This is a genomic window from Candidatus Terasakiella magnetica (assembly GCF_900093605.1).
GTDB classification, from domain to species: domain Bacteria; phylum Pseudomonadota; class Alphaproteobacteria; order Rhodospirillales; family Terasakiellaceae; genus Terasakiella; species Terasakiella magnetica.
Map to the genome: position 1 here is coordinate 274,180 of NZ_FLYE01000012.1, position 23,574 is coordinate 297,753.

Annotated in this window: 25 protein-coding genes; 8 read left to right on the forward strand and 17 right to left on the reverse strand. The window is 48.8% G+C overall.

Going from position 1 to position 23,574, the window contains the following annotated elements:
• Window positions 1-2: 2 nt before the first annotated feature.
• The 5 genes from gshB to MTBPR1_RS08200 form a co-directional block, all read right to left on the reverse strand.
• Window positions 3-956 carry a glutathione synthase gene (gshB, locus tag MTBPR1_RS08185; protein ID WP_069188518.1) on the reverse strand — a complete coding sequence of 318 codons (954 nt, stop codon included), beginning with the start codon at window positions 954-956 and terminating at the stop codon, window positions 3-5.
• Between the two features lie 99 nt (window positions 957-1,055).
• Window positions 1,056-1,223: a hypothetical protein gene (locus MTBPR1_RS18120; protein WP_165602644.1), complete on the reverse strand. Its 168-nt coding sequence runs from the start codon at window positions 1,221-1,223 to the stop codon at window positions 1,056-1,058.
• Window positions 1,224-1,417: 194 nt separating this feature from the next.
• Complete coding sequence (locus MTBPR1_RS08190; RefSeq protein WP_069188519.1) at window positions 1,418-2,263, reverse strand: transglutaminase family protein; 846 nt, start codon at window positions 2,261-2,263, stop codon at window positions 1,418-1,420.
• Complete coding sequence (locus tag MTBPR1_RS08195) at window positions 2,250-2,882, reverse strand: BON domain-containing protein (protein WP_069188520.1); 633 nt, start codon at window positions 2,880-2,882, stop codon at window positions 2,250-2,252. The genes MTBPR1_RS08190 and MTBPR1_RS08195 overlap by 14 nt, the downstream gene beginning before the upstream one ends.
• A gap of 3 nt (window positions 2,883-2,885) precedes the next feature.
• A complete protein-coding gene (locus MTBPR1_RS08200) occupies window positions 2,886-3,245 on the reverse strand; it encodes a YraN family protein (protein WP_069188619.1) in 360 nt (119 codons plus the stop codon).
• Window positions 3,246-3,624: 379 nt separating this feature from the next.
• On the opposite strand from MTBPR1_RS08200, the gene MTBPR1_RS08205 reads away from it, so the two are divergent.
• On the forward strand, window positions 3,625-3,885 hold the full coding sequence (locus tag MTBPR1_RS08205; protein ID WP_069188521.1) for a CCDC90 family protein: 261 nt from the start codon (window positions 3,625-3,627) through the stop codon (window positions 3,883-3,885).
• On the opposite strand, the gene rsmI is transcribed toward MTBPR1_RS08205, so the two are convergent.
• The gene (gene rsmI / locus MTBPR1_RS08210) at window positions 3,882-4,823 is read right to left on the reverse strand and encodes a 16S rRNA (cytidine(1402)-2'-O)-methyltransferase (RefSeq protein WP_083222989.1); all 942 of its coding nucleotides are present in this window, start codon (window positions 4,821-4,823) and stop codon (window positions 3,882-3,884) included. The two genes, MTBPR1_RS08205 and rsmI, sit on opposite strands and share 4 nt — an antisense overlap.
• Here rsmI and MTBPR1_RS08215 point away from each other — a divergent pair.
• Both MTBPR1_RS08215 and MTBPR1_RS08220 read left to right on the forward strand, forming a co-directional pair.
• Window positions 4,790-6,205 carry a penicillin-binding protein activator gene (locus tag MTBPR1_RS08215; RefSeq protein ID WP_083222981.1) on the forward strand — a complete coding sequence of 472 codons (1,416 nt, stop codon included), beginning with the start codon at window positions 4,790-4,792 and terminating at the stop codon, window positions 6,203-6,205. The genes rsmI and MTBPR1_RS08215 overlap by 34 nt on opposite strands.
• Before the next feature lie 14 nt (window positions 6,206-6,219).
• Entirely contained in the window at window positions 6,220-7,536 is a 1,317-nt protein-coding gene (locus MTBPR1_RS08220; protein WP_069188523.1) for a cyclic nucleotide-binding domain-containing protein, read from the forward strand.
• 5 nt (window positions 7,537-7,541) lie between these two features.
• On the opposite strand, the gene hemW is transcribed toward MTBPR1_RS08220, so the two are convergent.
• From hemW to MTBPR1_RS08235, 3 genes are all read right to left on the reverse strand, one after another.
• Window positions 7,542-8,684, reverse strand: coding sequence for a radical SAM family heme chaperone HemW (hemW, locus tag MTBPR1_RS08225; protein WP_083222982.1), 1,143 nt, complete (start codon window positions 8,682-8,684; stop codon window positions 7,542-7,544).
• 81 nt (window positions 8,685-8,765) lie between these two features.
• Window positions 8,766-9,290 (reverse strand): peroxiredoxin-like family protein, encoded by a 525-nt coding sequence (locus tag MTBPR1_RS08230; protein ID WP_069188525.1) that lies wholly within the window; start codon window positions 9,288-9,290, stop codon window positions 8,766-8,768.
• Window positions 9,291-9,342: 52 nt separating this feature from the next.
• Window positions 9,343-9,924 carry a TetR/AcrR family transcriptional regulator gene (locus tag MTBPR1_RS08235; RefSeq protein ID WP_069188526.1) on the reverse strand — a complete coding sequence of 194 codons (582 nt, stop codon included), beginning with the start codon at window positions 9,922-9,924 and terminating at the stop codon, window positions 9,343-9,345.
• Between the two features lie 146 nt (window positions 9,925-10,070).
• Between MTBPR1_RS08235 and MTBPR1_RS08240 the strand changes: the two genes are divergently transcribed.
• Both MTBPR1_RS08240 and MTBPR1_RS08245 read left to right on the forward strand, forming a co-directional pair.
• Entirely contained in the window at window positions 10,071-10,811 is a 741-nt protein-coding gene (locus MTBPR1_RS08240) for a 3-deoxy-manno-octulosonate cytidylyltransferase (RefSeq protein WP_069188527.1), read from the forward strand.
• Window positions 10,812-10,833: 22 nt separating this feature from the next.
• Complete coding sequence (locus tag MTBPR1_RS08245; protein WP_069188528.1) at window positions 10,834-11,715, forward strand: prephenate dehydratase; 882 nt, start codon at window positions 10,834-10,836, stop codon at window positions 11,713-11,715.
• Window positions 11,716-11,737: 22 nt separating this feature from the next.
• Here the strand turns inward: MTBPR1_RS08245 and MTBPR1_RS08250 are convergent, their stop codons facing one another.
• From MTBPR1_RS08250 to MTBPR1_RS08265, 4 genes are all read right to left on the reverse strand, one after another.
• Window positions 11,738-12,184: a GNAT family N-acetyltransferase gene (locus tag MTBPR1_RS08250; RefSeq protein ID WP_069188529.1), complete on the reverse strand. Its 447-nt coding sequence runs from the start codon at window positions 12,182-12,184 to the stop codon at window positions 11,738-11,740.
• Entirely contained in the window at window positions 12,181-13,062 is an 882-nt protein-coding gene (locus MTBPR1_RS08255; RefSeq protein WP_069188530.1) for a DMT family transporter, read from the reverse strand. Before MTBPR1_RS08255 ends, MTBPR1_RS08250 begins: the two co-directional genes overlap by 4 nt.
• An 88-nt stretch (window positions 13,063-13,150) precedes the next feature.
• Window positions 13,151-13,519, reverse strand: coding sequence for a histidine triad nucleotide-binding protein (locus MTBPR1_RS08260; protein ID WP_069188531.1), 369 nt, complete (start codon window positions 13,517-13,519; stop codon window positions 13,151-13,153).
• An 82-nt stretch (window positions 13,520-13,601) separates the two neighbouring features.
• Complete coding sequence (locus MTBPR1_RS08265; RefSeq protein ID WP_069188532.1) at window positions 13,602-14,222, reverse strand: flavin reductase family protein; 621 nt, start codon at window positions 14,220-14,222, stop codon at window positions 13,602-13,604.
• Window positions 14,223-14,351: 129 nt separating this feature from the next.
• On the opposite strand from MTBPR1_RS08265, the gene MTBPR1_RS08270 reads away from it, so the two are divergent.
• A complete protein-coding gene (locus tag MTBPR1_RS08270) occupies window positions 14,352-14,891 on the forward strand; it encodes an NUDIX hydrolase (protein ID WP_069188621.1) in 540 nt (179 codons plus the stop codon).
• A 44-nt stretch (window positions 14,892-14,935) separates the two neighbouring features.
• Window positions 14,936-15,160, forward strand: a complete 225-nt coding sequence (locus MTBPR1_RS08275) for a hypothetical protein (RefSeq protein ID WP_069188533.1) — start codon at window positions 14,936-14,938, stop codon at window positions 15,158-15,160.
• A 20-nt stretch (window positions 15,161-15,180) separates the two neighbouring features.
• Here MTBPR1_RS08275 and MTBPR1_RS08280 read toward each other — a convergent pair whose 3' ends face one another.
• On the reverse strand, window positions 15,181-15,735 hold the full coding sequence (locus MTBPR1_RS08280; RefSeq protein WP_069188534.1) for a regulatory protein RecX: 555 nt from the start codon (window positions 15,733-15,735) through the stop codon (window positions 15,181-15,183).
• Window positions 15,736-15,811: 76 nt separating this feature from the next.
• Between MTBPR1_RS08280 and MTBPR1_RS08285 the strand changes: the two genes are divergently transcribed.
• Window positions 15,812-16,603 carry an ABC transporter permease gene (locus tag MTBPR1_RS08285; RefSeq protein ID WP_069188535.1) on the forward strand — a complete coding sequence of 264 codons (792 nt, stop codon included), beginning with the start codon at window positions 15,812-15,814 and terminating at the stop codon, window positions 16,601-16,603.
• 76 nt (window positions 16,604-16,679) lie between these two features.
• Here the strand turns inward: MTBPR1_RS08285 and trxA are convergent, their stop codons facing one another.
• From trxA to addB, 3 genes are all read right to left on the reverse strand, one after another.
• Window positions 16,680-16,997 carry a thioredoxin TrxA gene (gene trxA, locus MTBPR1_RS08290; protein ID WP_069188536.1) on the reverse strand — a complete coding sequence of 106 codons (318 nt, stop codon included), beginning with the start codon at window positions 16,995-16,997 and terminating at the stop codon, window positions 16,680-16,682.
• A gap of 91 nt (window positions 16,998-17,088) precedes the next feature.
• Window positions 17,089-20,520: a double-strand break repair helicase AddA gene (gene addA / locus MTBPR1_RS08295; protein ID WP_069188537.1), complete on the reverse strand. Its 3,432-nt coding sequence runs from the start codon at window positions 20,518-20,520 to the stop codon at window positions 17,089-17,091.
• Window positions 20,520-23,522 (reverse strand): double-strand break repair protein AddB, encoded by a 3,003-nt coding sequence (addB, locus tag MTBPR1_RS08300; protein WP_069188538.1) that lies wholly within the window; start codon window positions 23,520-23,522, stop codon window positions 20,520-20,522. The genes addA and addB overlap by 1 nt, the downstream gene beginning before the upstream one ends.
• Window positions 23,523-23,574 lie beyond the last annotated feature (52 nt).

The following is a 23,574-nucleotide window of genomic DNA, read 5'->3' on the forward strand; positions in this document are numbered from 1 at the left end:
ACTTAGTCTTTTTGGGAAATATGTAGTTCAATCGCATCCCAAATCTCACCTTCAAGGCAGGAGCCGTCAAAACGGTTGATTTCCTGCAAGCCTGTTGGGGAGGTGACGTTAATTTCGGTGAGATAATCCCCGATCACATCAATACCGACAAAGATCATACCGCGGGCTTTTAATTCTGGCCCGATGCGGCGACAAATCTCAAGCTCACGCTCAGTAAGAATAGATTTAGCGGCTTGTCCCCCCACATGCAGGTTAGAACGCGCTTCGCCTTCTGCGGGAATGCGGTTCACTGCACCGGCGGGTTTACCATCGACAAGGATGATGCGTTTATCGCCTTTGCGCACATCTGGCAGGTAGGCTTGCACCATGATCGGTTCGCGGTAGAGTTCTGAAAACATCTCGATTAAGGAATTGAGGTTTTCATCACCGGGTTTGATATGGAAGACACCCGCCCCACCATTGCCAAACAGCGGTTTGACGATAATGTCTTGGTGTTTTTCGCGAAAATTATCGATCTGCTCTTTATTGCAGGTGATCAATGTAGGCGGCATCAAGTCGGGGAATTTTGTGACAAACAGCTTTTCAGGGGCGTTGCGCACTTCTGCAGGGTTATTGACCACCAAGGTTTGTGGATGGATATGCTCAAGCAGGTGAGTTGCGGTAATATAGGCCATGTCAAATGGCGGGTCTTGGCGCATGAGCACCACATCCACATCATCTAACAGGTCAATCCAGCGAGGCTCGCCAAAGTCAAAATGATTGCCGTTTTCGCGTTGTAAAGTCATGGGATGGGCATAGGCCACAACCCGTCCATCAACCATGGTCAGGTCTTGGGGCAGATAGTGATAGAGCGAATGACCGCGCATCTGGGCTTCAAGGCCAAGAACAAAGGTGGAGTCTCCATTGATATCAATAGAGTCGATCGGGTCCATTTGAATGGCAACGCGCAAAGACATGAAAATTCCTTCATTTCACGAAAACGATATGCGCACAGATATAGACCAAGAACGCCGAGCGTGCCAGATGCTGATGGTAAAAAAGTTGTGAAGTGGTTTTTAAGCCGGGCAGTCGTTGCTTTTGACTTCACCCCAGATCATAAAACGTCCTTTAGAGATTTCCTTGCGCTCTTTTGAGCGAGGGTTATCAATTAGGGCAACTTCGAAATCAGAATATGGAATATCTTTTTGCTTCGTTGCTGCGTGGGTATTGATTTGCGTCTGCATGATTTAATCCGCCAAAAATTGTGTAAATTAAATGCAATCTCTCAAGTTTTACTGGCCTTATTTTCTTATTGCCATGCAACAAACATAAACCAACTGGTCAAATACACATCACCCATATGAGTGGGAAACCATAAAAAATACCACTTTCGTATAGTTATTTCATTTCAAAGGTATTATGAGTTGTGTTGTGAGCCCTATTCGCGCGTTTTGGATTCTAAGTCATCAAGAATATGCTGGGTATGGCGGACCGTATCTGGATCATTGGTATATTTAAGCGATTCTTTTAAAGAGACCATGGCTTCATCAAGTTGACCAATGCGCGCTTGTAACAGGCCTGTCTCGCGCCAAAAGGCAGCTGAGTGAGGCTCTAGACACAAAGTGGCTTCCAGTATTTCAAGGGCTTGGGGCATTTGCTCGCAGCGCAGGAAATGGGCTTTAATACTTGTGATGTGGCGCAAGGTCAGTGTTTTTGCAGACAGATTTTCGTAAAATTCCGGCAGTAATTCCGCATCACCCCCTGCGATGAGCTTAATCATTTGGCGCAAAGTATAGGCATCAATTTCAACACAGCCATTAAACGGGTCCAAAATGGTGCGTTGGTTGCCTTCATCTAGGCAGATCAGGCTGTAGCCGGGGAAATTAAGCCCATGGACGGACCAGCCACAGGCCTGCGCACAATGGATATAGAGAATGCTTAAGGCCAAGGCCGTGCCGCAGCGCTCATCAAGCATTGAGAACATATTAAGGTGGTCAAGATCATCAAAGGCATCTTCATCGCCGTGAAACCCCATGTCCTCATGCAAGAGCTTTTGCAGGCTTTTCACCTTGGCTTGTAAAGGAGGATGCTGATCTGTTAACTCATCAAAGCGAAGCTGTAAATCTGCTGTTAAGCCATCAATCTTGGCCCGATAGCTTTCAATATTGCCAGAGGGTTTGAGAATCTTTGAAACGAGAAAGGCCGTTTCCATGAGATCAAGAGTCTCATCCTCACCTTGTCCCTGTTCTTTTAAGGCTGATTTCAGTCGCTCAGGCAGGGTCATTGGTTGAACTTGGCTTATTCGCGCTGGGGCGGAACATGGATTTGCGTGGTTTTATTTCCACATGAGAGATCACTTTGCGCACATATGACGTAGATTTCGCATGGGCAATGAAGCGGTTAAGCTCAGCCGGGCTCTGGGCCATACCGATCAGGTAAACCGTGCCGCCCTCTGTTTCAAAGCGATAGTTAATATCCATGATCTGGGCATCAAAAGTCACAGAGGCAAGCAAGCTCGTATCAATCCATGTATCATGGGCAAAATCTTGCAAGCTTGAGTGTTTTTTGAGGATAATTTCGTTAAATACATCCTTGATGCCTGCAACTTCCCATGTTTTTGCGACCGCTTGGGCGCGCTGGTCTTGATTATCAACCGAGCCAATGATTAAGGCTTTGGCGTTATAAACAATGACGGTGAGGTCCGTTGTAAAAGACAGGTCTTCATTGGCCCATTTGGCAATCACATCGGCTTTAAGGCCCAGATCGTCTGTTACCCCTTGAAGGCCACGCTCTTCCATCGCAAAGGTGCCTGCCGTGGTGCCAATGGAGGTCAACATGCCAATGGGGGTGCAGGAAATCATCATAAAACAGCTGAGAATGAGGGCGCTTAAGCGGACAGTCATTATTTATTCACACCATGCATTTTTAATATGTAAGGGCCAGCCATAAGGGGTAATGGCGAAGAAATCGAATCGGATTGTATGGTGAGAATAGCGCGGATGAAAGGAAAGAAAAGCTTGGGTTGCCAAAATAATCCGTTTTTGTTGTCGAGCAGACAGGCATTCAAGTGCAAGACGTTCAGTCGGGCGGGATTTTACTTCAATAAAACAAAGGGTTTTGCCTTTCTTGGCGATAATATCAATTTCACCAACAGCACTGCGAAAATTACGTTTTAATATTTTATAGCCTTTAAGGCGCAAAGAGAGACAGGCGAGCCCTTCTCCCCATTGTCCAAAACGCACGGCATTGAGTTTTTTATCCATCATGCAAAACTTTATGCAAGGCTTAGAGGAAAAAACGGCGTAATCCATTCATAGCTCTTATCAGAAGGCTGGACAATTGGGTCTGCTTACCACATATTTATTAAGAGCCTGCCCCATAAGTCTTTGTTGTTTTTCATCAAGATATAAAGGGCAAAAATTAGGAAACTCATGCAAAGCGATGCGGCGCATCGGTTAAATGAATTAACGCGATAGTTGCCCTTTATATCTTGACCCGAAGGGTAGCCTTACATTCGCCCGTCAGGGCGTTAGGGTTTGCTGATGATGCTTCCAGCATCACTGCACAAACCCTTCCTACTGACGAACAAATGTAAGGCTATGAAATATAACAAAGACTTATGGGGCAGGCTCAAAGTATTTAAGGATGAGTGCGTTGATTTTTGACACCCATGCATTTGTGAAAAAACTGGTCGTTGCGGGCATGCCTGAAGCGCAAGCTGAAGTCATTGCCAATGAGCAAACGCGCCTGATTGATGAAAATCTGGCGACAAAGCATGACCTTAAGCAATTGGAAATGGCAATGAGGCACGACCTCAAGCAGCTTGAGCAATCCATGACCATCCGCACAGGTGCGATGATATTTGCCCTTGGCGGCTTTATGGCAGCGATTAAATTTTTCGCTTAAGATTCTTTTGTCAGCTCAAGCGCACGATTATAAACCGCGCGTTTTTTAAGCCCTGTGGCATCGACCACTTCTGCCACCGCATCACGAACAGACAGGCGGGCAAGGGCGTTTTCTAGTAAGCTGTCTAAGTCTTCCGCGCTGGTTTCATTCACGCTTTCATCAGGTGGGCCGACGACCAGCACCACTTCGCCGCGGACTACTTCGTTTTGATAAAGCTCAGCCAGTTCTGGCAAGGGCGCGCGGCGGACTTCTTCATATCGTTTGGTGAGCTCGCGCGTAACTGCGGCTTCGCGGTTGCCAAGCACGTCTGCCATATCTTTAAGGCAGGCCGCGACCCGGCGCGGTGATTCTAATGTAATTAAGGTAGCGCGCACGGATTTTACTTCTTCAAGGGCTTTTTTGCGCGCAACGGTCTTGTTGGGTAAAAAACCAAGATAAAGAAAACGATCACTAGGCAGGCCGGAAAGCACCATGGCGGTAATGACCGAGCTGGCACCGGGTGCCGTTGTATAAGGCAGGCCCAATTCATTACATTCACGCACCAATTTATAGCCCGGATCATTGATCAAAGGCGTGCCGGCATCACTGACCAGCACGACCACTTCGCCACTGTTGAGTTTATCCAGAACTTTTGGGCGCATTTTTTCAGCGTTATGTTCATGATAAGCATGGCATTTTTTCTTTGAGATGCCGTGTATCATTAATAATTTAGCCGTCACACGGGTGTCTTCACATAAAATCGTATCGGCCTGTTTTAACAGACTTAGGGCGCGCAAGGTGATATCTTGGGCATTGCCGATAGGGGTGGCGACAATATAGAGTCCAGCCGCCACTTTACTCGCAAGCGTGCTAGGGGTACTCTCTGGGACGAATTGATTATTTTCTTGGTTGTCTTGGGGACCCGATGTTTCTAAATCCGCGTTTTTATGTTTTGCCATTGCTGTTCTTCATCACTCTGGTGTTAAGCGCTTGTCAGACTATCACCGCACCTAAATGGTGGGAAGTTCCGGGGACAACACCCCAAGCACGTGGTCCTGCACCGGGCAGTTATGACCCAACAGCCGCACCACGACAAGGAAAAGAAATTGTGCCGTGGGACCCAAGCCAGCCAACAGTCGCCCATGCGGATGCGCAAGCCCAGTCTCAAGAATGGATGACGCAATATGATGTGCGCGGCGGTGTGCGGGCTGCACGCGTTGGTTTGCTTGTGCCATTATCAGGGCGCGCAGCGAACGTGGGCAAAGAAATTATGAATGCTGCCCAGCTGGCCTTGTTTGATTTTGCCGGACCAAATTATGAGCTGCTGCCATATGATACGCAAAGTACGCCTGAAGGGGCGGTTCAGGCGGTGCAATATGCCATTGCCGATGGGGTTTCCATTGTTGTTGGGCCGCTTTTATCTAAATCTGCCCAAGCCATTGCGCCTTATTTGCAAGCCTCCAACGTGAATGCGCTTGCCTTTACCAACGATTCGACAGCGGCGAGCCAAAATGTCTTTGTTTTAGGCGTGCGTCCTGAAGAAGAAGTTGAGCGCATCATTAATTTCGCAGCCTTGCAAGGCTCAACACGTTTTGCATTGCTCGCACCTGCGGATGAATATGGCATTCGTGTGCGCACGGCTTTTGAAGCAGCTGTTCTTGCCAATGGGGCAGAATTGTCAAAAGTGGTCCAGTTCCTTTCAGGCAGTGACGATCTCCCTGCCATGATCCGTGATATGGCGGATTATGATGAGCGTCGCAAAGAGCTGTTGGAGCAAAAAGCAGAACTTGAAGGCAAGGAAGATGCCTTATCTCAAAAAGCGCTGGAACGCCTTGAGCTGTTACAAACAGTTGGTGATGTAGATTTTGATGCACTGTTGGTGGCCGCTGGGGGCAAGACATTGCAATCTATTGCCGCGAACCTGCCTTATTATGATGTGGACCCAAAAAAAGTTCGCATGTTAGGTACAAGCCTGTGGGAAGCCAAATGGGTTCGTGCAGAACCAGCCCTTTTAGGAGGATGGTTTGCTGCGCCAAGTGCGAAAAATCGCGGGGAATTTGTACGTCAATATCGCTCGGTTTATGATGCCAATCCCCATCGATTGGCGACCTTGGCTTATGATGCGGTGGCTTTAAGCGCGGTTTTGGCAAATGATAAAGGTGAGGCTGATTATAGTCGCCAGACCTTGACTGACCCGGCGGGCTATTTAGGGAGGAATGGGATTTTCCGTTTGCACCAATGGGGTTTGGCTGAGCGGGGCTTGGCGGTGATGCAAGTCAAACAAAAGAATTTTCGCGAGATTTCTCCCGCACCAAAAAGTTTTGCGCCAGTTACAAATTAGTATAAGTAATAACGATGCCAGAATATAAGAATAAAGAATATAAAAAAGGTGAATATATCCTCAAAGAAGGGGATGCACCTGATTGTGCTTATATTTTGCAAAAAGGGTCTGTAGAGGTTGTAAAACGGCGCACTGATGGTGGTGAGATGGTTTTACAGACTTTAAAACCGGGTGAGATTTTTGGTGAAATGTCGATGGTGGACTTTCAACCACGCTCTGCCAGTGTGCGCGCCCTTGAGGACCTAAGTTTGATCGTGGTTGATGCGCCGACCTTTAATCAAAAACAAGAATCATTAGATATTTTTACGAAAAACCTGGTGCGCACGCTGATTACGCGCTTGCGTGAACAAAACCAAATTCTGGTAGATTTATCTGATCCGGCTTCCTTGATGAAGGCAGCGAAAAAAGGCCAGATTGATACGGAAAATACAAACCACACCAGTGTTCTTTTTAAAGAAGATTACCGTGATAAACTGGATTTTGGGGCGATTCGTTTTATTTTGGCCGATGCAAATTCTCAATCGCGCCAAAGCATCAAGGGTGGCCTTCATATGCAGGGCTTTCGCGAAATTGATGAAGTGAGCAGCTTTATTGATTTTAGAAACCGCATGAAAGGCAATGAGCTGGATTTAATCCTTGTGGATAATAATTTGGGCACGGCCCATGTTGCCGAAGTGATTAATAATATCCGCCATGGCAGAACAGCGATTAATCCATTTTGTGTTATTTTTGCCATTATCGATTCGCCAGACCCTGCGACTTTGGAAATATTATCTGAAGCTGGCTTAGATGATGTGTTGGTCAAGCCCGTTGCCTTGGGCAATATCATTGATCGGGTGGAACGCCGCATTCGAAAGCGCAAACCCTTTGTAGTGACGATGGAATATGTCGGGCCGGACCGCCGTAGTAATGCCCGTCCCGGCACAGAAGAAATCCCGCTTGTTGAGGTGCCTAACCCCGTGGCCTTTAAAGCTTTGCCTAAGCAGGATGAAAAGCAATATCTCACCGATCAGAGAAAAGCCTTAATCCGTGTGGAATCTTTGAAAATTGAGCGCCATGCGGTGCAGGTTTTCTGGCTGTGCGGTAAGGTTTCAAGTCAGGTGGATGAAAATAAAAATCCATCCTATTTTCTGGAAAAGCTGGTTTCTGTGACCAATAAACTGGCGGGCAAGTTGGAAAAGCGTGAAGACAGTGCGCGTGTGTCCATGTGTGAGTTGATCTTGTCTATGGTTTCGGACTTTCAGGCGGGCACTGCGGATATGGCAGGCCAAGATTGGAAAGAATTTACCAGCATTGTTGCCCAGCTTAAGGATGAGTTGGGGCCGAAGTAGTCTCCTTAAACAAGGATGAGTTTTTCAATCACCCCATTAAGGCATTTACGCCCTTCAGGGCTGGCGCGTAAATGGGTCTCAGTCCAGCAAACAAGACCATTTTCGATCAGGATTTCTAAACCTTCAGGCTCAAGACAGTCTTTAAGCCCTTGATGGGTCAGGCTTTTAAAATGGGCACAGTCAATCCCCTCTTTTAAACGCAAGCCCATCATGATGAGCTCGATAATACGTTCTTCTGTGGGGATAGATTTGCGTTTTTGCTCACCGGATTTTTTCTCAGCAATAGCGTTAAGCCAAAGGTCTGGTTGGTAAATTTGGTGAATGGCTTGGTTACTAAGCCGACTATGGGCACCCGGTCCGATCCCGATATAATCATCACCTTGCCAATAGATCAGATTATGGCGGCTTTCTTGAGCGCTTTTGGCATGGTTGGAAATTTCATAAGCGGGCATGTGGGCTTTTTCCATCATCTCTTGGGTGAGATCAAACAGGTCCGCGCCTAAATCTTCATCCACACTGGGTACGCCTTCTTTATAAAAGGCGGTGCCGGGCTCAATGGTTAATTGATAAAGCGAGAGATGGCCTGCGCTTAGATTTAACGCTTCTGTGAGCTCATCCTGCCAATCCTGTAAGGTTTGATCAGGGCGGGCATAAATCAGATCAAAGCTATAGCGATCAAAGGTTTTTTGGGCGAGCTCAAGGGCGCGAAAGCCCTCTTCTAAAGAATGGGCGCGCCCTAAAAATGTTAAGGCCTTGGCGCGCAAAGACTGAATGCCAATAGAAAGGCGGTTAATGCCAGCGGATTTAAAATTAGCAAATGTATCTGTTTCAACCGTGGTCGGATTGGCTTCAAGCGTAATCTCGATATCAGGGCTAAAGCCCCAGAGCTTTTGGGCTGTTTGTAAAATACTCTCAACCGTTTGGGGCGCCATTAAAGAGGGGGTGCCACCGCCAAAGAAAATACTGGAAATGGTCTGCTCAGCACTTTCTTGATGAATGCGGGTTAACTCATTGATAAAGGCTTGCGCCCATTGATCATGATCCACGCTCTTTGCCACATGGGAGTTGAAATCGCAATAAGGGCATTTTGAGACACAATAAGGCCAGTGAATATAAAGGCCAAAGGGCGTTTTGGGCTGAGATGACATGATCATCAGCCTTATATATACCGAAAAAACTCAGCCGTCATCCCCGCCTTGTTGGGGATGACGGTTGTGTTCATAGAAGATTTAAGCTTCACCACGGGCGGGATAGTCTTTCGCCATAATGAAATCCAGATTTGCCAGCAGGCCAGAAAGGTCAGGGCGCAAAAACGGCATGGTTTGGATATCGGCAAAATAGAGCGTTTGGTCGGGGCGGATCATGAAAAGGCCCGGTTCTGAGAAAATTTCCGGCTCTTCAACACCGATGGAGGTAGTGCCAATGCCATGGGAGACAAACAGGCCAAGCGCGCGCGCTTCCTCAATGGATAGCCCATAAGCTAGTGGCAGATTTTCAATGTCCCAATCTTTTTGGGCAAGCTCTGCGCGCTCTTTGCTATCAGAACTGGCGACAAGCAGGTTAATGCCGCGTTCTTTTAATCCCTCAACCAGCGAGTTGAGTTTGCCCAGATACATTTTGCAAAGTGGGCAATGATAGCCACGATAAAAGGCAATCATGGTGAAACTGTCAGGCTTTTGATCGCCAAGGGACCATTTTGTACCGTCCATTAAGGTGACAGAGAAATCGGGAACTTGTGTGCGAGGCGTGATCATGTAAGTTTACTCCTAGTATTTGAATGTTCATTCAAAAAGTGTGAAAAAAATTTTAGTCGAGGATTTTTAAGGCCAAACGGGCCGTGGTCGTCAGGGTTTCTTTTGTGGTGGAACTTTTCGCCATAACGCGCAGGCCCTGAACGGTACTGGTGAGAAAACGCGCAATGTTTTCAGCAGGTTCAGTTGTTTTAAATTCCCCATTGGCAATGCCTTCTTCAATGACACCACAAAAAGTCTCAGCAATTTCTACAAGGTTATCTTGGACCTGTGCTTTAATCACCGCATCATGAGGCGCGAGTTCTATGGCGCTATTAGACATGAGGCAGCCAAGTTTTTTACCTTCGCCAAGGGAGAATTCAATCAGGTCATTAAAAAACTCTTCAAGACGTCCTTTGGCTGGGCCGGGCATCATCAATTTATCAAGGCGTTTGCGCACAATCGTTTGGCGATAATGGCTAAGGGCATCTTGAAACAAGGCATGTTTATCGCCAAAACTATCATAAAGCGAGCCGGGTTTAAGGCCCGTGGCCTTTTGGATATCTATCATGGAAGTCGCGCCATAGCCTTTTTCCCAAAACAGGATCATGACCTGATCAAGAACAGTGTTTTTATCAAAAGAACGCGGACGTGCCATGGTAATTTCCAATTAATGAACGTTCATTCAAAAATAGGAGATAATTTTAAATCGTCAAGGGGTTTTTGATGGTTTTTTCTGGGCTTTGACATATGAATGAAATGGTCTAAAACTGTGAGCAAGTTAATCAAGATTGAGTGAAACCCATGTCTTTGCCAAAAAATCCTGTTGTTGTAATCCCTGCCCGTATGGCTTCTGAGCGTTTACCGGGTAAGCCGCTGGCTGATATTTGTGGCGAGCCCATGATCGTTCATGTTTGGCGCCGCGCCATGGAAGCAGAGATTGGCCCGGTGATTGTCGCCTGCGCAGAAAAAGAAATTGCAGATGCGGTTACAAAAGCGGGCGGTCATGCGGTTTTGACCCGACCAGATCACCCTTCTGGCTCAGATCGTGTTTTTGAAGCGGTGGAAAATTTTGATCCCAAGGGTGCTTATGATGCGGTGGTGAATGTGCAGGGTGATTTACCAACCCTTGACCCTGATGTGGTGAAGACGGTTTTTGCCCCCTTGGGTAAAGAGGTTGTGGATATTTCCACATTAGCAGTGGAAATCAGCGAAGAGTCTGAGCGCACAAACCCCAATGTGGTAAAGGCTATTGTTGGTTTTGAAGAAGGTGCCAATGTGGGCCATGGGCTGTATTTTACCCGCGCAACTGCGCCTTATGGGGACGGCCCGCTTTATCATCATATCGGTCTTTATGGCTTTAGACGTGAGGCGTTGAAACGTTTTGTCAATCTTGCCCCAAGTGTGTTGGAGCGTCGTGAAAAACTAGAGCAACTGCGCGCGCTTGAAAATGGCATGCGCATTGATGTGGCCCTCGTTGACACGGTGCCTTTAGGGGTTGATACTCCTGCTGATTTGGAACGTGCGCGCGCCGCACTGAAATAAAATAAGAAAAAGAGTATATTCAATGTCTGACCTGTCGCGTCCGGTTGATCCGGCAAAATTGATCGCTTTCCAAGGGGAATTGGGGGCTTATTCTGATCTTGCGTGTCGTATGTCACGCCCAGAGATGAATACATTGCCGTGCCATACCTTTGAAGATGCGTTTGCAGCTGTGCGTGATGGTGATGCGGCCTTAGCCATGATCCCCATTGAAAATTCTGTGGCGGGTCGTGTGGCAGATATCCATCATCTTTTACCGGAATCCGGCCTTCATATTATTGGAGAGCATTATCAACGCATCAACCATCACCTTTTGGCGGTGCCCGGCACAAAGCTTGAAGATGTTACGGAAGTTTACAGCCACGTCCATGCGCTTAACCAATGTCGTGATTATTTAAAGGAACATGGTATCAAGCCAGTGGTCGCGGTTGATACGGCAGGTTCAGCCAAGGAAATTGCCAAATCCGGTGATACGACAAAGGCGGTAATTGCCTCAGAACTTGCGGGTGAGATTTATGGTCTGACCTCATTGGCGGCTGATATTGAAGATGCAGAACATAACACCACGCGGTTTGTCGTGATGGCAAAAGAGGCTATTGTGCCACACGCAAAAGCGGGCATGGCGGTCACTTCATTTATTTTTCGTGTGCGCAACGTTCCAGCGGCATTATTCAAGGCCATGGGCGGGTTTGCCACCAACGGGATTAACATCACCAAGCTGGAAAGCTATATTGTAGATGGTTCTTTCATTGCCGCGCAGTTTTATGTTGATTGTGAAGGCCATCCGGAAAACCGCGATTTGCGCCTTGCCTTGGAAGAGCTTGATTTCTTCACCAGCAATATGAAAATCCTTGGTGTTTATCCACCCCATCCTTATCGCTTACAGCAAAAACTTGATGATGAATGAGTAAGTGAAGCCTGATAGAGGCTTAAGGTTTTAAAGCAATGTCATAACGGATGAAGTCTGTGAGATCAGCGACTTTATTGTAAAGACCTTGCGCGGTTTCATTCTGCTTATCGGTATGCCAGTAAAGTTTTGCAGCACCATGGGTTTGGGCCTGTTCTTTTACCCCATTGATTAGCGCGCGCCCCGCACCGCGCGCCCGAACAGATTGTTCGACAAATAAGTCTTCAAGATAGCAATAAGAGCTGTCAAACCATGTGGTGCCATGAAAGAAATAATGGGTAAAGCCAATAACATGGTCTTCATCTTCACAGACTAGCCCGTAAAGATCTTTATCATCTTCATTCATGAGCCGTTCCCAGACTTTTTGGGTGACCTCATCACTAAGCTCAACCGTATAAAAAGCCAGATAGGCCTGCCAAAGATCAAACCATCGACTGTAATCATTAATTTCAATGGGGCGAATGTTCATAAGGAGAGACTTTCATGGGATTGGGTGCGCTCACGCCATAAAATATAAATGCCACTGGCAACAATCACAAGGCTACCTGCAACAGTGGCCTGTTCGGGTATCACGTGCCAGAAGGTCCAATCAAAGACAGCTGCCCAGATAAGCGCTGTATATTCCATGGGGCTAACGATAATGGGCGAGGTAATGCGCGCAGCTTCGGTCATAAAATAATGCGCAACGGTGCCAAATAATCCCATGGCGACGCACCATAAAAGGTTGAAAAAGGTCAGCTCTTGCCAGAAAAACAGGCTAAAAGTAAAGCCGATTAAGCTCATCCCCAAGGTGGTCCAGAAGGTGTAACTAAGCGCAGTTTCACTTTCCTTATATTTGCGTGCAAGTACCTGAGTGAGTGCATAAGACACAGCCACAACCATCATATAGCCTGCCCCACCCCCAAAGATGCCATCATCGGGCTGTAAGACGATCATGACACCGATAAAGCCTGCAATGACAGCGCATATACGGTGAAATCCGATTTTCTCGCCAATAAGCAGGGCCGATAGTCCCACCATGAAAAAGGGTGCTGAAAAACAAATGGCCAAGGCATTGGCCAAGGACATTTCGCGCAAACCTATGGTGAAGCCCACAAACATAATGGCCCCTAAAACTGCGCGAAAGAGATGTAAGACGGGGCGCTTGGTGTGAACGGATTTAATCCCGCCTTGTTTAGCGATGATGTAAAGCAAGGGGATAAAACCAAACAGGGAGCGAAAGAAAAGAATTTGCGCGGCACTGAGATGGTCGGTGAGATGTTTGATCATGGCATCCATCACACTCATTAAGGCAATGCCAAGGGCCATGATCAAAAGGCCGCGCGATATGGGGGAAAGTGTGGACATGGGAAACGGGCTTTCAAAAAAACGGGACGTCCCCCACGACCTATAAGTTCTTAGCTCAGGGGAAAGACCCCCGACTAAAAAGAGAGTCTTATTTATCGATGGGTTTAATCATGCGGCCCAGTGGTTTACCGCCAAAGATATGAACATGAAGGTGAGGGACTTCCTGCCCACCTTCATCACCCAGGTTGGAAAGAATGCGATAGCCGCTTTCTTTCACGCCAGCTTCACGCGCGACCACGCCGATGGCGCGGATATAATCCACAATCTCGCCTTCAGGGGCATTTTGGCTGAAATCGTCATAATCCACATAGCTCCCTTTTGGGATGACTAAAATATGCACGGGGGCTTGGGGTGCAATATCTTTAAAGGCCAAGGCATGGTCACTTTCATAGACCTTGTCGCAGGGGATTTCACCACGAATGATTTTGGCAAAGATATTATTGGAGTCATAGGACATGGACAGAGGCCTTTTAAGTGATACTGCAATCGTTGTTTTGACTAAACTGGACGATTAAGGGGGTGTTTGACAAGCAAAAACTTCAGCTTTTGCGCCACTTTGCGTTCATTTGGAAGAGGTCGCCAATAGTGGCATAGTCCTTATATCCAAGCCTTGATATGGGGTTCACCTTGCGTGGATCAACCTTTCCATCGACCAAACAGTCATCATCAATATGGATGCCAACCACCTTTCCAAAGATGGCGGTGTTCTTCTCTGACTCAGAGTCACATAAAAGAGGCACGATTTGGGTGAGAACACACTCTAAATGGATCGGTGACTTTTTAATCCTTTTTGGTTTTATTAAGGTAGAGGGTACCATCTCCAAACCTGCAACATCGGCTTCATCCGTGTCTGGGTGTTCCGGTGCGGCGGTTCTGAACATTTCGTCTTTTAAATCAAAATTAGCAATATTAATGGCAAATTCTTTATTTTTTTCAATGTTTTGAAGGGTATCTTTGGTGTCTGAATGAGGGGTGGGGCCATTGATCGCTATCATTAGCTGTGGTGGGTTTTGCGCAACACCATTAAAAAAGCTAAAGGGTGCAACATTACCGATTCCCCCCTCACTCAGCGTGCTGACCCACCCGATGGGGCGCGGGATGATGCAGGCCTTAAAGGGATGATGGGGCAGCGGGTTGGATTCATCTGTTTTGAAAAACATAAAAAATATTTCACTTTGTATAAATCTAAAAACTAACTTCGAATGTAGTCTTTCCTAACTTCATATGTATTTGCAAGGGTTTATGTGAAGTCTCTTGCTTATATTTTTGGCTCAAGGCACACTATGAGCATGACTGAACAGAAATTAAACGGCCCCAGCATCAAAAAAGTCCCTGAAGGCGATGATAAGGAACGTCTTGTCTGCCCTGATTGCGGCTTTATTGATTATCAAAACCCGAAAATTGTGGTCGGGGCTGTCTGCACATGGGAAGACAAATTTCTCTTATGTCGCAGGGCCATAGCGCCATCTTATGGTAAATGGACCTTTCCCGCAGGCTTTATGGAACTGGATGAAACAGTTGCTGAAGGGGCCAAGCGCGAAGCCTATGAAGAAGCCGGGGTAGATGTGGATATTCAGGATATTTTGGGTATCTATGAAGTCCCAACAGTCGGTCATGTCATGATTATGCATCGCGCGCCCATGCGCACGCCTGATTTTAAAGCGGGTGTAGAAAGCCTTGAAGTTGAGTTGTTTGGCTGGGATGAAATCCCGTGGGATGATCTTGCTTTTCCATCGGTTCATTGGACGTTGAACCGCTTTCAGGAAGTGCGTGGCAAAAGTGATATCCCAGCTGTGACCAAAACATCGGATTATTACCAGGTTAGCTGATAAAGAACTGGTGCATTAGGGCTCTGGGTGATAGAATCGCACCCATGTCGTCAAATGTTCGCATATCGGGTTCAACAACCCAACCAGTTGTTAGTGATCGGGGCTCTTATGGTGCTGATCGTGAAGAACGCGTGCGTATTGCCAAAGTCGGTCGCCGTGATGGCCCCGATATCCGTGGGGCTTTAGAACGTCTGCGCCGCCTGTTGGCCTCTGGTCAGCCGTTGCGCGATGATGTGCCGCGTGGCTATTATCTCAATATTCTGGTTTGATCCTTTAGAACGTTTACGCCCTAGTCTTCTAAATCTTCAATCGTTTCGGCTTCAATGATCTCGCGTGCAAGGTCATAGGAAAAGCCTGCCCGTGCCATGGCGGCAAGGTCTTTTTCTTTTAAGTCTTCGCGTTTTTCAGGCAAGCGCCATGGGCCTAAGCGACGTCTGCGCGCCAAGGCAATGGCAGCGTCGCGTTCTAAATTCTCGCTTTGGCTTTCTTCGCGCAAGGCCTCAAGAGCTTTATTAATGTGATCTTCACTGAGGCCCTTTTCCATAAGCTTCATGCGGATCACGCGTTGGGAGGTACCTTTTCGATGAAGTGCGCCGGCGCGTCCTTCTGCATAACGCGCATCATCAATGAATTTAGCTTGTTCCAGTTTATCCAACAGCTCTTCAATCCAGTCGATCCCGTCTTGGATAGAGGTATCATGATAATAATTGGATTTTTGCACGCGCCGCACGAGCACATGGCGCAGGTTATGGCGCGATGTGGCAAAGCGGTCGATGTAATTGAGCGCCGCATTGCGCAAAGATTCCTTTGTCACGGGTCTTGGAATTTTCTTATCTTGTGACATATCTCACTTAACTCATACGCCTTTGCCTGTTATAGGGTGTAACCATAACGTTGAAATTCAAAAAAGAGAAACCCTTATGACTCCGATTGAAGTCAATCCCCATGCGCGCAACTGGTTGGGCCTGTGGACGCTTTATTCACGCGAAGTGCGCCGCTTCTTAAAAGTCTATACCCAGACCCTGTTGGCCCCGCTTGTGACCACGCTCTTGTTCTTTGCGGTGTTCTCTCTTGCCTTGGGGCGCGCGGTGGAACAGATCGGCTCTGTGCCATTTCTTGAATTTCTCGCCCCCGGTCTAGTGATGATGGCAATTACGCAAAATGCCTTTGCCAATACCTCAAGCTCGCTTGTGATTTCAAAAGTGCAGGGCAATATTGTTGATACCCTCATGCCCCCGCTTAATGCCCATGAGCTGACCTTTGCTTTTGCCATGGGCGGCACAACGCGTGGGCTGTTGATCGGCACCATTATTATTTTGGTTATGAGCCTGTTTGTACCCCTTGGTGTGGATAATATCGGGCTTGTGCTTTATCACGGCTTTATGGGCGCGTTGATGCTTTCACTTTTTGGTGTTGTGGGGGGCATCTGGTCTGAGAAGTTTGACCATATGGCGGCGGTGACAAACTTTGTGGTCACGCCTTTGTCGTTTTTATCAGGCACATTTTATTCGATTGAGCGTTTACCTGAACTGGGCAAGTTTCTCGCCAGTATCAATCCGTTTTTCTACATGATTGATGGGTTTCGCGCTGGCTTTATCGGTCAGGCCGATAGCGATATTGTGACAGGTATGCTGGTGATGGCAGGTGTGAATACAGGTTTGTGGATTCTCAGCTATCGCATGTTTAAGACCGGCTATAAGCTGAAGGCCTAAACCCATTGAACAAAGAAAAACCCCGCCTGGAATAGTCCAAGGCGGGGTTTTTCTTTTGAAGTATCGATCCTAAACCTTAAAGGACAGATTCGATCCATTCCTGAAGTTTGTTCTTTGGCAGTGCGCCGATCTTAGTCGCTGCAACCTGACCGTCTTTGAACAACATCAATGTTGGAATACCACGTACACCAAACTTGGAAGGCGTACCGGGGTTTTCGTCGATGTTGAGTTTTGCGATAGTCAGTTTACCACCAAGCTCTTCAGCCAGCTCATCAAGAGCCGGTGCGATTTGTTTACATGGACCACACCATTCTGCCCAGAAATCTACCAGAACGGGTTTGTCGGAATTTACAACGTCAGCGTCAAAGCTGTCGTCAGTGATCTTTTTGCTCATTGTCTTGTCCTATGGGAGAAGGCGAAAAATTACGTGGGTTGAATTTAAGGTGATGCAGCCTGTGCGTCAAGGTGCGTCCCCAGATAAAAAACTATTCCAGCATTTTTGTCGGGATTTCCATGAGTTTGGGTGTGTCAGTCCAGAGCAACACGCAACGCACGGGCTTATCGGGGTATATCAGTTGCAAGGCAGCACGATAGGCTTTCATTTGGTTGATATAAATGGTGGGGACTTTTTTGACCGATCTGGGTGGTGGGCGATTGGTTTTATAATCAACCACAATGATTTCATCGCTTCGTACAAGCAAGCGGTCCACTTGGGCCGAGATTACCCGCCCATGGACTTCCCCAACAATTGGCACCTCAGCTTGGGAGCCTTCGCCAAACACATCGCTGAACTCTTCATCACTTAGGATGCGCAAAGTCTCTGCACAGATATCACTTTGCTGGTTTTCATCTAGCCCATGATTGGGCCGTGCAAGATAGCTAATGGCGGCATCCTCGCGCTCCTCTGCTGCAAGCTCGGGTAAGGTTTGCAACAAGGCGTGAATGATATTCCCGCGTTTATAGCGATAGCCATGATCCGTGCCCAAGGGCGATCGTGTGGCAGGCTCGGGCTCAGTTGGGCGTGAAGGGGCCAAGGGGCGCGGTGGTGAGGGTTCGCGCCCGGGATTGGTTTTGGCCCAATCGGGAAGGGGGATGGTCTCATAAGCTTGGGTTTCAAAACCGGGCTCAATCTTGGCCTCGATTTCTTGGTCGCATTTTAAGCGCAAGACAGAGACTTCATCGGTTTCATCAGATTGATTGATGAAAATATCATCGACTTCTTCCCCGACTTTAGCCAGCCCATTTTTAATCAGATTATACCAACAATGCGCAGGTGCTGCGCGTTTGGTCTCCCAGCCACATACATAGAGGCGGTCTTCAGCGCGTGTCAGCGCCACATACAGCAGGCGGCGATATTCTTCATCGCGTTTTCTGGACAGGCGGTCTTTTTCTGCCTTTGAGATATTTTCATAAAATTCAGATTTGGGCGGCCAGATGAACAGCTCATCGCCTGTTTCAGGGTCATGGGGCCAGAGCAGTTTTTCCCCTTTGGCCGGGGCCTGTAAGGTATCGGGCATAAAGACGATGGGCGCTTGCAGGCCTTTTGCGCCATGAACGGTCATCACGCGCACGGCATTTTGGCTGGCTTGTTCCAAATCCCGTTTAACCTCGGTCTCACCCGTATCAAGCCAGGCAAGAAAACCCTCTAAGGATGGGGTGTGGCTGCGCTCATATTGTAAGGCGAGGTCCAGAAATTCATTAATCGGATCATCGGCTTCCAGCCCCAAGCGCGAGATGATTTTTTTGCGCCCTTCGCGGGCTGAAAGCACATAGGTGAAAAGCTCAAACGGGCGCACATAATCGGTGCGTGCCATGAGGTCTTTTAAGAAATTACAGGCACTTAGGTAATGTAAATCATCATTGGCCTTATCGCGCAGGGCCGACCATAGACTGCCTTTGCGCTGATAAGACAGGTTAAAGAGATCATCATCATTAAGCCCAAGGAGCGGGCCTTTTAACACGCAGGCCAATTGCAGGTCATCATCGGGTTGCAATAAGAAACGGCCCAAGGCAACAAGGTCCATGACCGCCATTTGCTCACTTAAAATCATCCGGTCCACACCAGCAACCGCGATATTAAGCTCTTTTAAGGAGCGCACCAATTCTTCAACAAAACCACTGCGACGACGCACCAGCACCATAATATCACCGGGCTCAATGGGGCGGCCTTTAGCTTCGAGTTTTTCTTGGCTAAGCACCATATGCTGGATGCGCCGCGCAATCATCTGGGCAAGACGTGCGCGCGGGCTATCGGCCTGAATGCGCTCAATCGGGGGCTTCCATGGGGTGACAGGGGCTGCGGCGGTGGGGATAATGGGCGGCCAAAGCTCAACTAAGCCGCCATCCTTTGCCCGCCAAGCATCGTGATGGATTTCATCATCAATTTCGACGCCTTGGGCAATGGCGGGATCAGAAAAAATCGCATCAACACATTGCAAGACTGCACGGGTGGAGCGAAACGACATGGTCATGGGGATTTCGCGCCAGTCTTGATGAGATTGGGGCACATGATCTCCAAAATGATGTTTCATGCGCTCAAATTCTGCCGGGTCTGCCCCTTGGAAGGAATAGATCGATTGTTTGACATCACCCACCGCAAAGATGGTGCGTGGGTTTTCTTCCTCATGGGTACCTTCCCCAACGAAGAATTCTTGGGTGAGGGCTTCAATCACGCGCCATTGGTCCGGGTTGGTATCTTGGGCTTCATCAACCAGCACATGCTCAATCCCGCCATCAAGCTTATAAAGCACCCATGGCACGGTTTCTTTGGTGAGCAAATCACGGGTTTTTAAAATCAGATCATCATAATCAAGGGTGGCGGTGCCTTGTTTATATTTATCATAGGCATCAAGTAGACATTTACCGATGCGCAACAGCCCATTTGTGGTTTGCAAGGTCACAGAAGCGCGGATTTTAGTTGTGGTGCGCAACATGCGCTCAGCTTCAACACTGAGCACATCAACCGCGCCGGGGCTTTGGCTGGCAGCGGTTTTGGTGATCAGGGTTTTTCGAATATCGCCACCTGCGGTGAGATAGGCGTTTTTATAGTCATCAAACAGGGAAAGCCGTTCTGCTTGGGTTGCGCCCATCCATTGGGCCAAGACATCACCACGGGCTTGATCGGTTTTTGATCCTGCCAAAAGCGCATCCATGGCAACGCGCAGGCCCAAGGCATCAAAACTATCTTGCTCACAGGCACGCTCAATAATGCGCTCTGGTGTATCGGTGGGGGAAAGCTCCATAAGTTCCGCAAGGCGCGTGATCAGTTTGCGCACACCCCCGTGATGGTCCAGCACACGGCGCAAGCGCCCGCGCTCACCTGCTAAGGCACCCATGAGTTCAGGAAAGGCCGTTTCATGGATATGGTTGGTGACGGCGCGCAAAGCCTCATAAAGCTCTGGCGTGCGGCCTAATCGAGCATCCATCAAGATATCATCTTGGGCTTTTTTTAACAGCTCAGCCGCATTACGTTCATCCATGACCTGAAAATGTGGCGCAAGGCCTGCTTCAAGGGGAAAGCGGCGCAAGAGCGATTGGCAAAAGGCGTGAATGGTCTGGATTTGCAAGCCACCCGGTGCATCAAGCACATGGGCAAAAAGTTGGCGTGCCAGCGTAAATTCATCTTCTTCAGGGCTGCGTGTGAGCAGGTCTTGAAGGGAGGCAGTGAGCTCGTCATTGCCCATGATCGACCATTTGCCCAGCTGGTCGGCAATACGGTTTGCCATTTCTGCTGCGGCTGCCTTGGTGAAGGTCAGGCATAAAATATGATGGGGCTTGGTGCCTGTGACCATGAGCGAAAGCACGCGGTCCGTCAGGACTTTGGTTTTCCCCGTACCCGCATTTGCCGCCACCCACACAGAGGCTTTGGGGTCTGAGGCTTGGCGCTGGGCGATGTTTGGATCAATGAAACCGGTCATTATTCTTCAGCCTCCCCACCAGAAACCGACCATTCTTTGACCCGTGCGAGATGTTCATAATCAGAAAATTTCGGAGCGTTCTCTGGATTGGGGCGCGAGCCATAAGCCGATTCGACCCGGTCAAAGGCAGAGACCAGATGTTGCAGGCCATGAAGGGCTTCTGCGGCTGTTTGTTCAGGGTTATCACTGGCAGCTTTAATTTCACCTGCCGGATTGGCCCCGCGCAGACGCCAAAATTCAAGCGCTTTAATATCGCGCGGGCCAAATTCCTCAAAACCACCCGCCATGGCAATGGCCCCTTCTAAAGGCAATTGGGGGGCAAAACCGGCTTCGACTTCGCGCTGGCTGGGTGGAACGCCTGTTTTATAATCGATGATGGCAAGTTCCCCATCTTTATAAAGGTCCATGCGATCGGCTTTTGCTGAAATGGTAAAAGGTCCGCCCAAGGTTTCAAATGTCAGGGAGCCTTCGATCTCTGAATAGCTTTTGGCAATAAGAGCGCGGCGCGTTTCTTCTTGTTCAACAAACCAGTTGGCGATGCGTTCAAAACGCGGCCACCAAAAGGCCCAGATGCCGGGGTTATCAAGCTCTGACCCAAAGACCTCTTGGCCCATGATGCGCAACTTGTCTGCGGCGTTCTCAGGCAGTGGTTTTGGATGTTTAATCATGAATTTTTCTAATATTTCATGTATGATATTACCATAATCTGCCGCACTGGGGTCCGCATCAATAGGGTCAAGTGCTTTGATATTTAAGATGTTTCTGGCATAAATGGCGTATGGATCGCGCATCCAAGTTTCAACACGTGTGACATACATTTTTCTGGGGCGTGCAGAAAGCGGTGGGCGCGGGGCAGGCGGGGCAACGGCCTGAATTTTCGCCACATAATCAAGGGCGGCCTGCATGGAAAGCCAACCGCTTTGACCGCTGAAATCACCAGCTAATTCTGTGCCGCTTAGACGGTTTTCCAAACGGCGCAACCAGCGTGAGCGCACTGTTGGGGTGCCATCAACGCGCTCTGATCTTGTAATGATGACGCGTTCTGCGCAAAAACTTTGGGTGAAATCATGGGCGGTTTGCCCGATGTGAAATTCTGGTTGGGGCAGACCGAAATCGCGCATCATGGGGCGGCTCATCCATGGGCTGGCGGTCACATCCGGCGGCCATGTGCCTTCATTCAGTCCCGCCAGCACAATCAAGTCAGCCTTTTGCAAGCGCGCTTCAAAAAGACCGAGGATAGCAAGGCGGGGATGGGCGCCAAAACGTGGGCGCACGGCCTTGCCCAACATTAACGCATCTAAAAGGGCGGGGTAGGTTTGTGGGTCGAGCTCACCAAAATCGGCAGTGGCTTCTAAAAGTTCAGAGATGAAATCAGCACTGGTTTCCCCCGCCTCACCCGACCAGATGCGCTCAACACCTTTATCTTCCAGTGTTTCAGCGAGGGCTTCAGCCGCCTTAACATGGCTTTCCACCAGTTTGATAAAATCGGTCTTTTTGCGTTTCATCACCTTGATAAAAGGGTGAAGTGCACTTTCAATCGCGCCGAGTAAGCCGCGTAAGCTTTCAAGCAGCTTTTTTTGGGGGGCGCTCAGGCGATTGGTGCGTTTGCGCCAATTTGTTTCACAACGATCTAGCGCATGATGCAACCCTTCAATGCCAGAACCCGGGCGGGGACCGCGCAAGACTTGCAGTTCAAGCTGGCGGATTAAGTGGCGAAAGATTTTGGCTTCCATGGAGGCACTGCTTAAGGGGTGCTTACATAGCGCCAAAAAAGGTACAGGGGCGAAATCTTCTGCCACACATTGGGCCAGCAGGCGCAGGTAGGTCCCTGTGGCGCAATGTTGCAAAGGGGTACCAGCCGAATCGTCAATTTCAATATTCCAGCGGCGCAGCTCAGAAGCCACACGGCGCGCGAGATTACGATCTGGGGTGACAAGGGCGGCTGTGTTGCCGTCCATACTTAATTCACGGCGCAATAACAGGGCAATGGCTTTGGCTTCTTCAAACGGGGTGGGGCAATCAATGCGCTCAACCCCATCTAAAAGACCACCTGCGGGATGGTCCATGGTGCGCCATTTATCGGTGCTTGCTGCAGGTAGCATAGCCTCACTTAAGAGTTTTGCGCGCAAAGGGTGGGAACCAGCCAGCCCACTTGCCTGCCAGTCTTCAACTTCCTCTGGGGCCATGCGTAGGCGAGACAGCAGTTGTTTGAGACCATATTGAGGATGATTGGCATCAAGATTTTCCCAATCTTCCTCTTCCATATGGCGATCCAGGCCGGGCAGCACGACCATGCCTTGGGGCAGACGTGCAATACAAGCCAGCAGTTTGGCAACGGCGGGAATGGAGGCGGTTGAACCAGCTGCAATAATCGGGCCTTGAGGCGGGGTGTTTTCCCAAACCGTGCGCTGGGCATCAAGCAGACGATTGCGTCGATCTGCTGGGTCAAGCGTGCCTTCTGCCTCTAAAATTGTTGGCCAGCTGTCGGTGAGGATTTTAAGGAAATCAAGGGTGATATTCCAATGATCCGCGTAATCTTCTGGCACGAGGGATTGCAGCTCATGAAAAGACAGTCCCTCGGTATGGACTTGATCAAGCAGGTTTGCCAGCTCGCCTGCAAGCTGGGCGGCTTGGTCTGCGGTGGTATTGCCGCCTTCAAAGGTGAGGATGAGACGGGTGAGCAGCATTTGACGGCGCAAAGGCGCAATGGCGGGTTTGACCGCATTAAGCCCGCCGATATCTTTCCACCCTGTCAGGCTGAGCTCATCTTCATCCAAGTCCCCAAGGGGCTGCATGCGTGGCAGTAATAAGGGCTTGCCCTGAGATAAGCGCAAAAAGGCATCGCGCACGGTGCGACAGGCCCGCCTTGTCGGTAACAATAAGGTGACTTGAGAGAGATTTTCCGGCTTTGAGCCAAATTTTTCCATAACGCCATGGGCCAACGCATCGGCAAAAGACACGTTGGGTGAAATGCTTAGGACATGTGGCGTTTTCGTATTCATGCTTTGTTTGTAAAGGGAAAGGAAACAACGGTCTAGAGCGTTTTATAGGCAA

Excerpts from the sequence above, each read along its gene's own strand:
- gshB (WP_069188518.1), bottom strand. The coding sequence starts at position 956 with ATGTCTTTGCGCGTTGCCATTCAAATGGACCCGATCGACTCTATTGAT.
- MTBPR1_RS18120 (WP_165602644.1), bottom strand. The coding sequence starts at position 1,223 with ATGCAGACGCAAATCAATACCCACGCAGCAACGAAGCAAAAAGATATT.
- MTBPR1_RS08190 (WP_069188519.1), bottom strand. The coding sequence starts at position 2,263 with ATGACCCTGCCTGAGCGACTGAAATCAGCCTTAAAAGAACAGGGACAA.
- MTBPR1_RS08195 (WP_069188520.1), bottom strand. The coding sequence starts at position 2,882 with ATGACTGTCCGCTTAAGCGCCCTCATTCTCAGCTGTTTTATGATGATT.
- MTBPR1_RS08200 (WP_069188619.1), bottom strand. The coding sequence starts at position 3,245 with ATGATGGATAAAAAACTCAATGCCGTGCGTTTTGGACAATGGGGAGAA.
- MTBPR1_RS08205 (WP_069188521.1), top strand. The coding sequence starts at position 3,625 with ATGAGTGCGTTGATTTTTGACACCCATGCATTTGTGAAAAAACTGGTC.
- MTBPR1_RS08215 (WP_083222981.1), top strand. The coding sequence starts at position 4,790 with ATGTTTCTAAATCCGCGTTTTTATGTTTTGCCATTGCTGTTCTTCATC.
- rsmI (WP_083222989.1), bottom strand. The coding sequence starts at position 4,823 with ATGGCAAAACATAAAAACGCGGATTTAGAAACATCGGGTCCCCAAGAC.
- MTBPR1_RS08220 (WP_069188523.1), top strand. The coding sequence starts at position 6,220 with ATGCCAGAATATAAGAATAAAGAATATAAAAAAGGTGAATATATCCTC.
- hemW (WP_083222982.1), bottom strand. The coding sequence starts at position 8,684 with ATGTCATCTCAGCCCAAAACGCCCTTTGGCCTTTATATTCACTGGCCT.
- MTBPR1_RS08230 (WP_069188525.1), bottom strand. The coding sequence starts at position 9,290 with ATGATCACGCCTCGCACACAAGTTCCCGATTTCTCTGTCACCTTAATG.
- MTBPR1_RS08235 (WP_069188526.1), bottom strand. The coding sequence starts at position 9,924 with ATGGCACGTCCGCGTTCTTTTGATAAAAACACTGTTCTTGATCAGGTC.
- MTBPR1_RS08240 (WP_069188527.1), top strand. The coding sequence starts at position 10,071 with ATGTCTTTGCCAAAAAATCCTGTTGTTGTAATCCCTGCCCGTATGGCT.
- MTBPR1_RS08245 (WP_069188528.1), top strand. The coding sequence starts at position 10,834 with ATGTCTGACCTGTCGCGTCCGGTTGATCCGGCAAAATTGATCGCTTTC.
- MTBPR1_RS08250 (WP_069188529.1), bottom strand. The coding sequence starts at position 12,184 with ATGAACATTCGCCCCATTGAAATTAATGATTACAGTCGATGGTTTGAT.
- MTBPR1_RS08255 (WP_069188530.1), bottom strand. The coding sequence starts at position 13,062 with ATGTCCACACTTTCCCCCATATCGCGCGGCCTTTTGATCATGGCCCTT.
- MTBPR1_RS08260 (WP_069188531.1), bottom strand. The coding sequence starts at position 13,519 with ATGTCCTATGACTCCAATAATATCTTTGCCAAAATCATTCGTGGTGAA.
- MTBPR1_RS08265 (WP_069188532.1), bottom strand. The coding sequence starts at position 14,222 with ATGTTTTTCAAAACAGATGAATCCAACCCGCTGCCCCATCATCCCTTT.
- MTBPR1_RS08270 (WP_069188621.1), top strand. The coding sequence starts at position 14,352 with ATGACTGAACAGAAATTAAACGGCCCCAGCATCAAAAAAGTCCCTGAA.
- MTBPR1_RS08275 (WP_069188533.1), top strand. The coding sequence starts at position 14,936 with ATGTCGTCAAATGTTCGCATATCGGGTTCAACAACCCAACCAGTTGTT.
- MTBPR1_RS08280 (WP_069188534.1), bottom strand. The coding sequence starts at position 15,735 with ATGTCACAAGATAAGAAAATTCCAAGACCCGTGACAAAGGAATCTTTG.
- MTBPR1_RS08285 (WP_069188535.1), top strand. The coding sequence starts at position 15,812 with ATGACTCCGATTGAAGTCAATCCCCATGCGCGCAACTGGTTGGGCCTG.
- trxA (WP_069188536.1), bottom strand. The coding sequence starts at position 16,997 with ATGAGCAAAAAGATCACTGACGACAGCTTTGACGCTGACGTTGTAAAT.
- addA (WP_069188537.1), bottom strand. The coding sequence starts at position 20,520 with ATGACCGGTTTCATTGATCCAAACATCGCCCAGCGCCAAGCCTCAGAC.
- addB (WP_069188538.1), bottom strand. The coding sequence starts at position 23,522 with ATGAATACGAAAACGCCACATGTCCTAAGCATTTCACCCAACGTGTCT.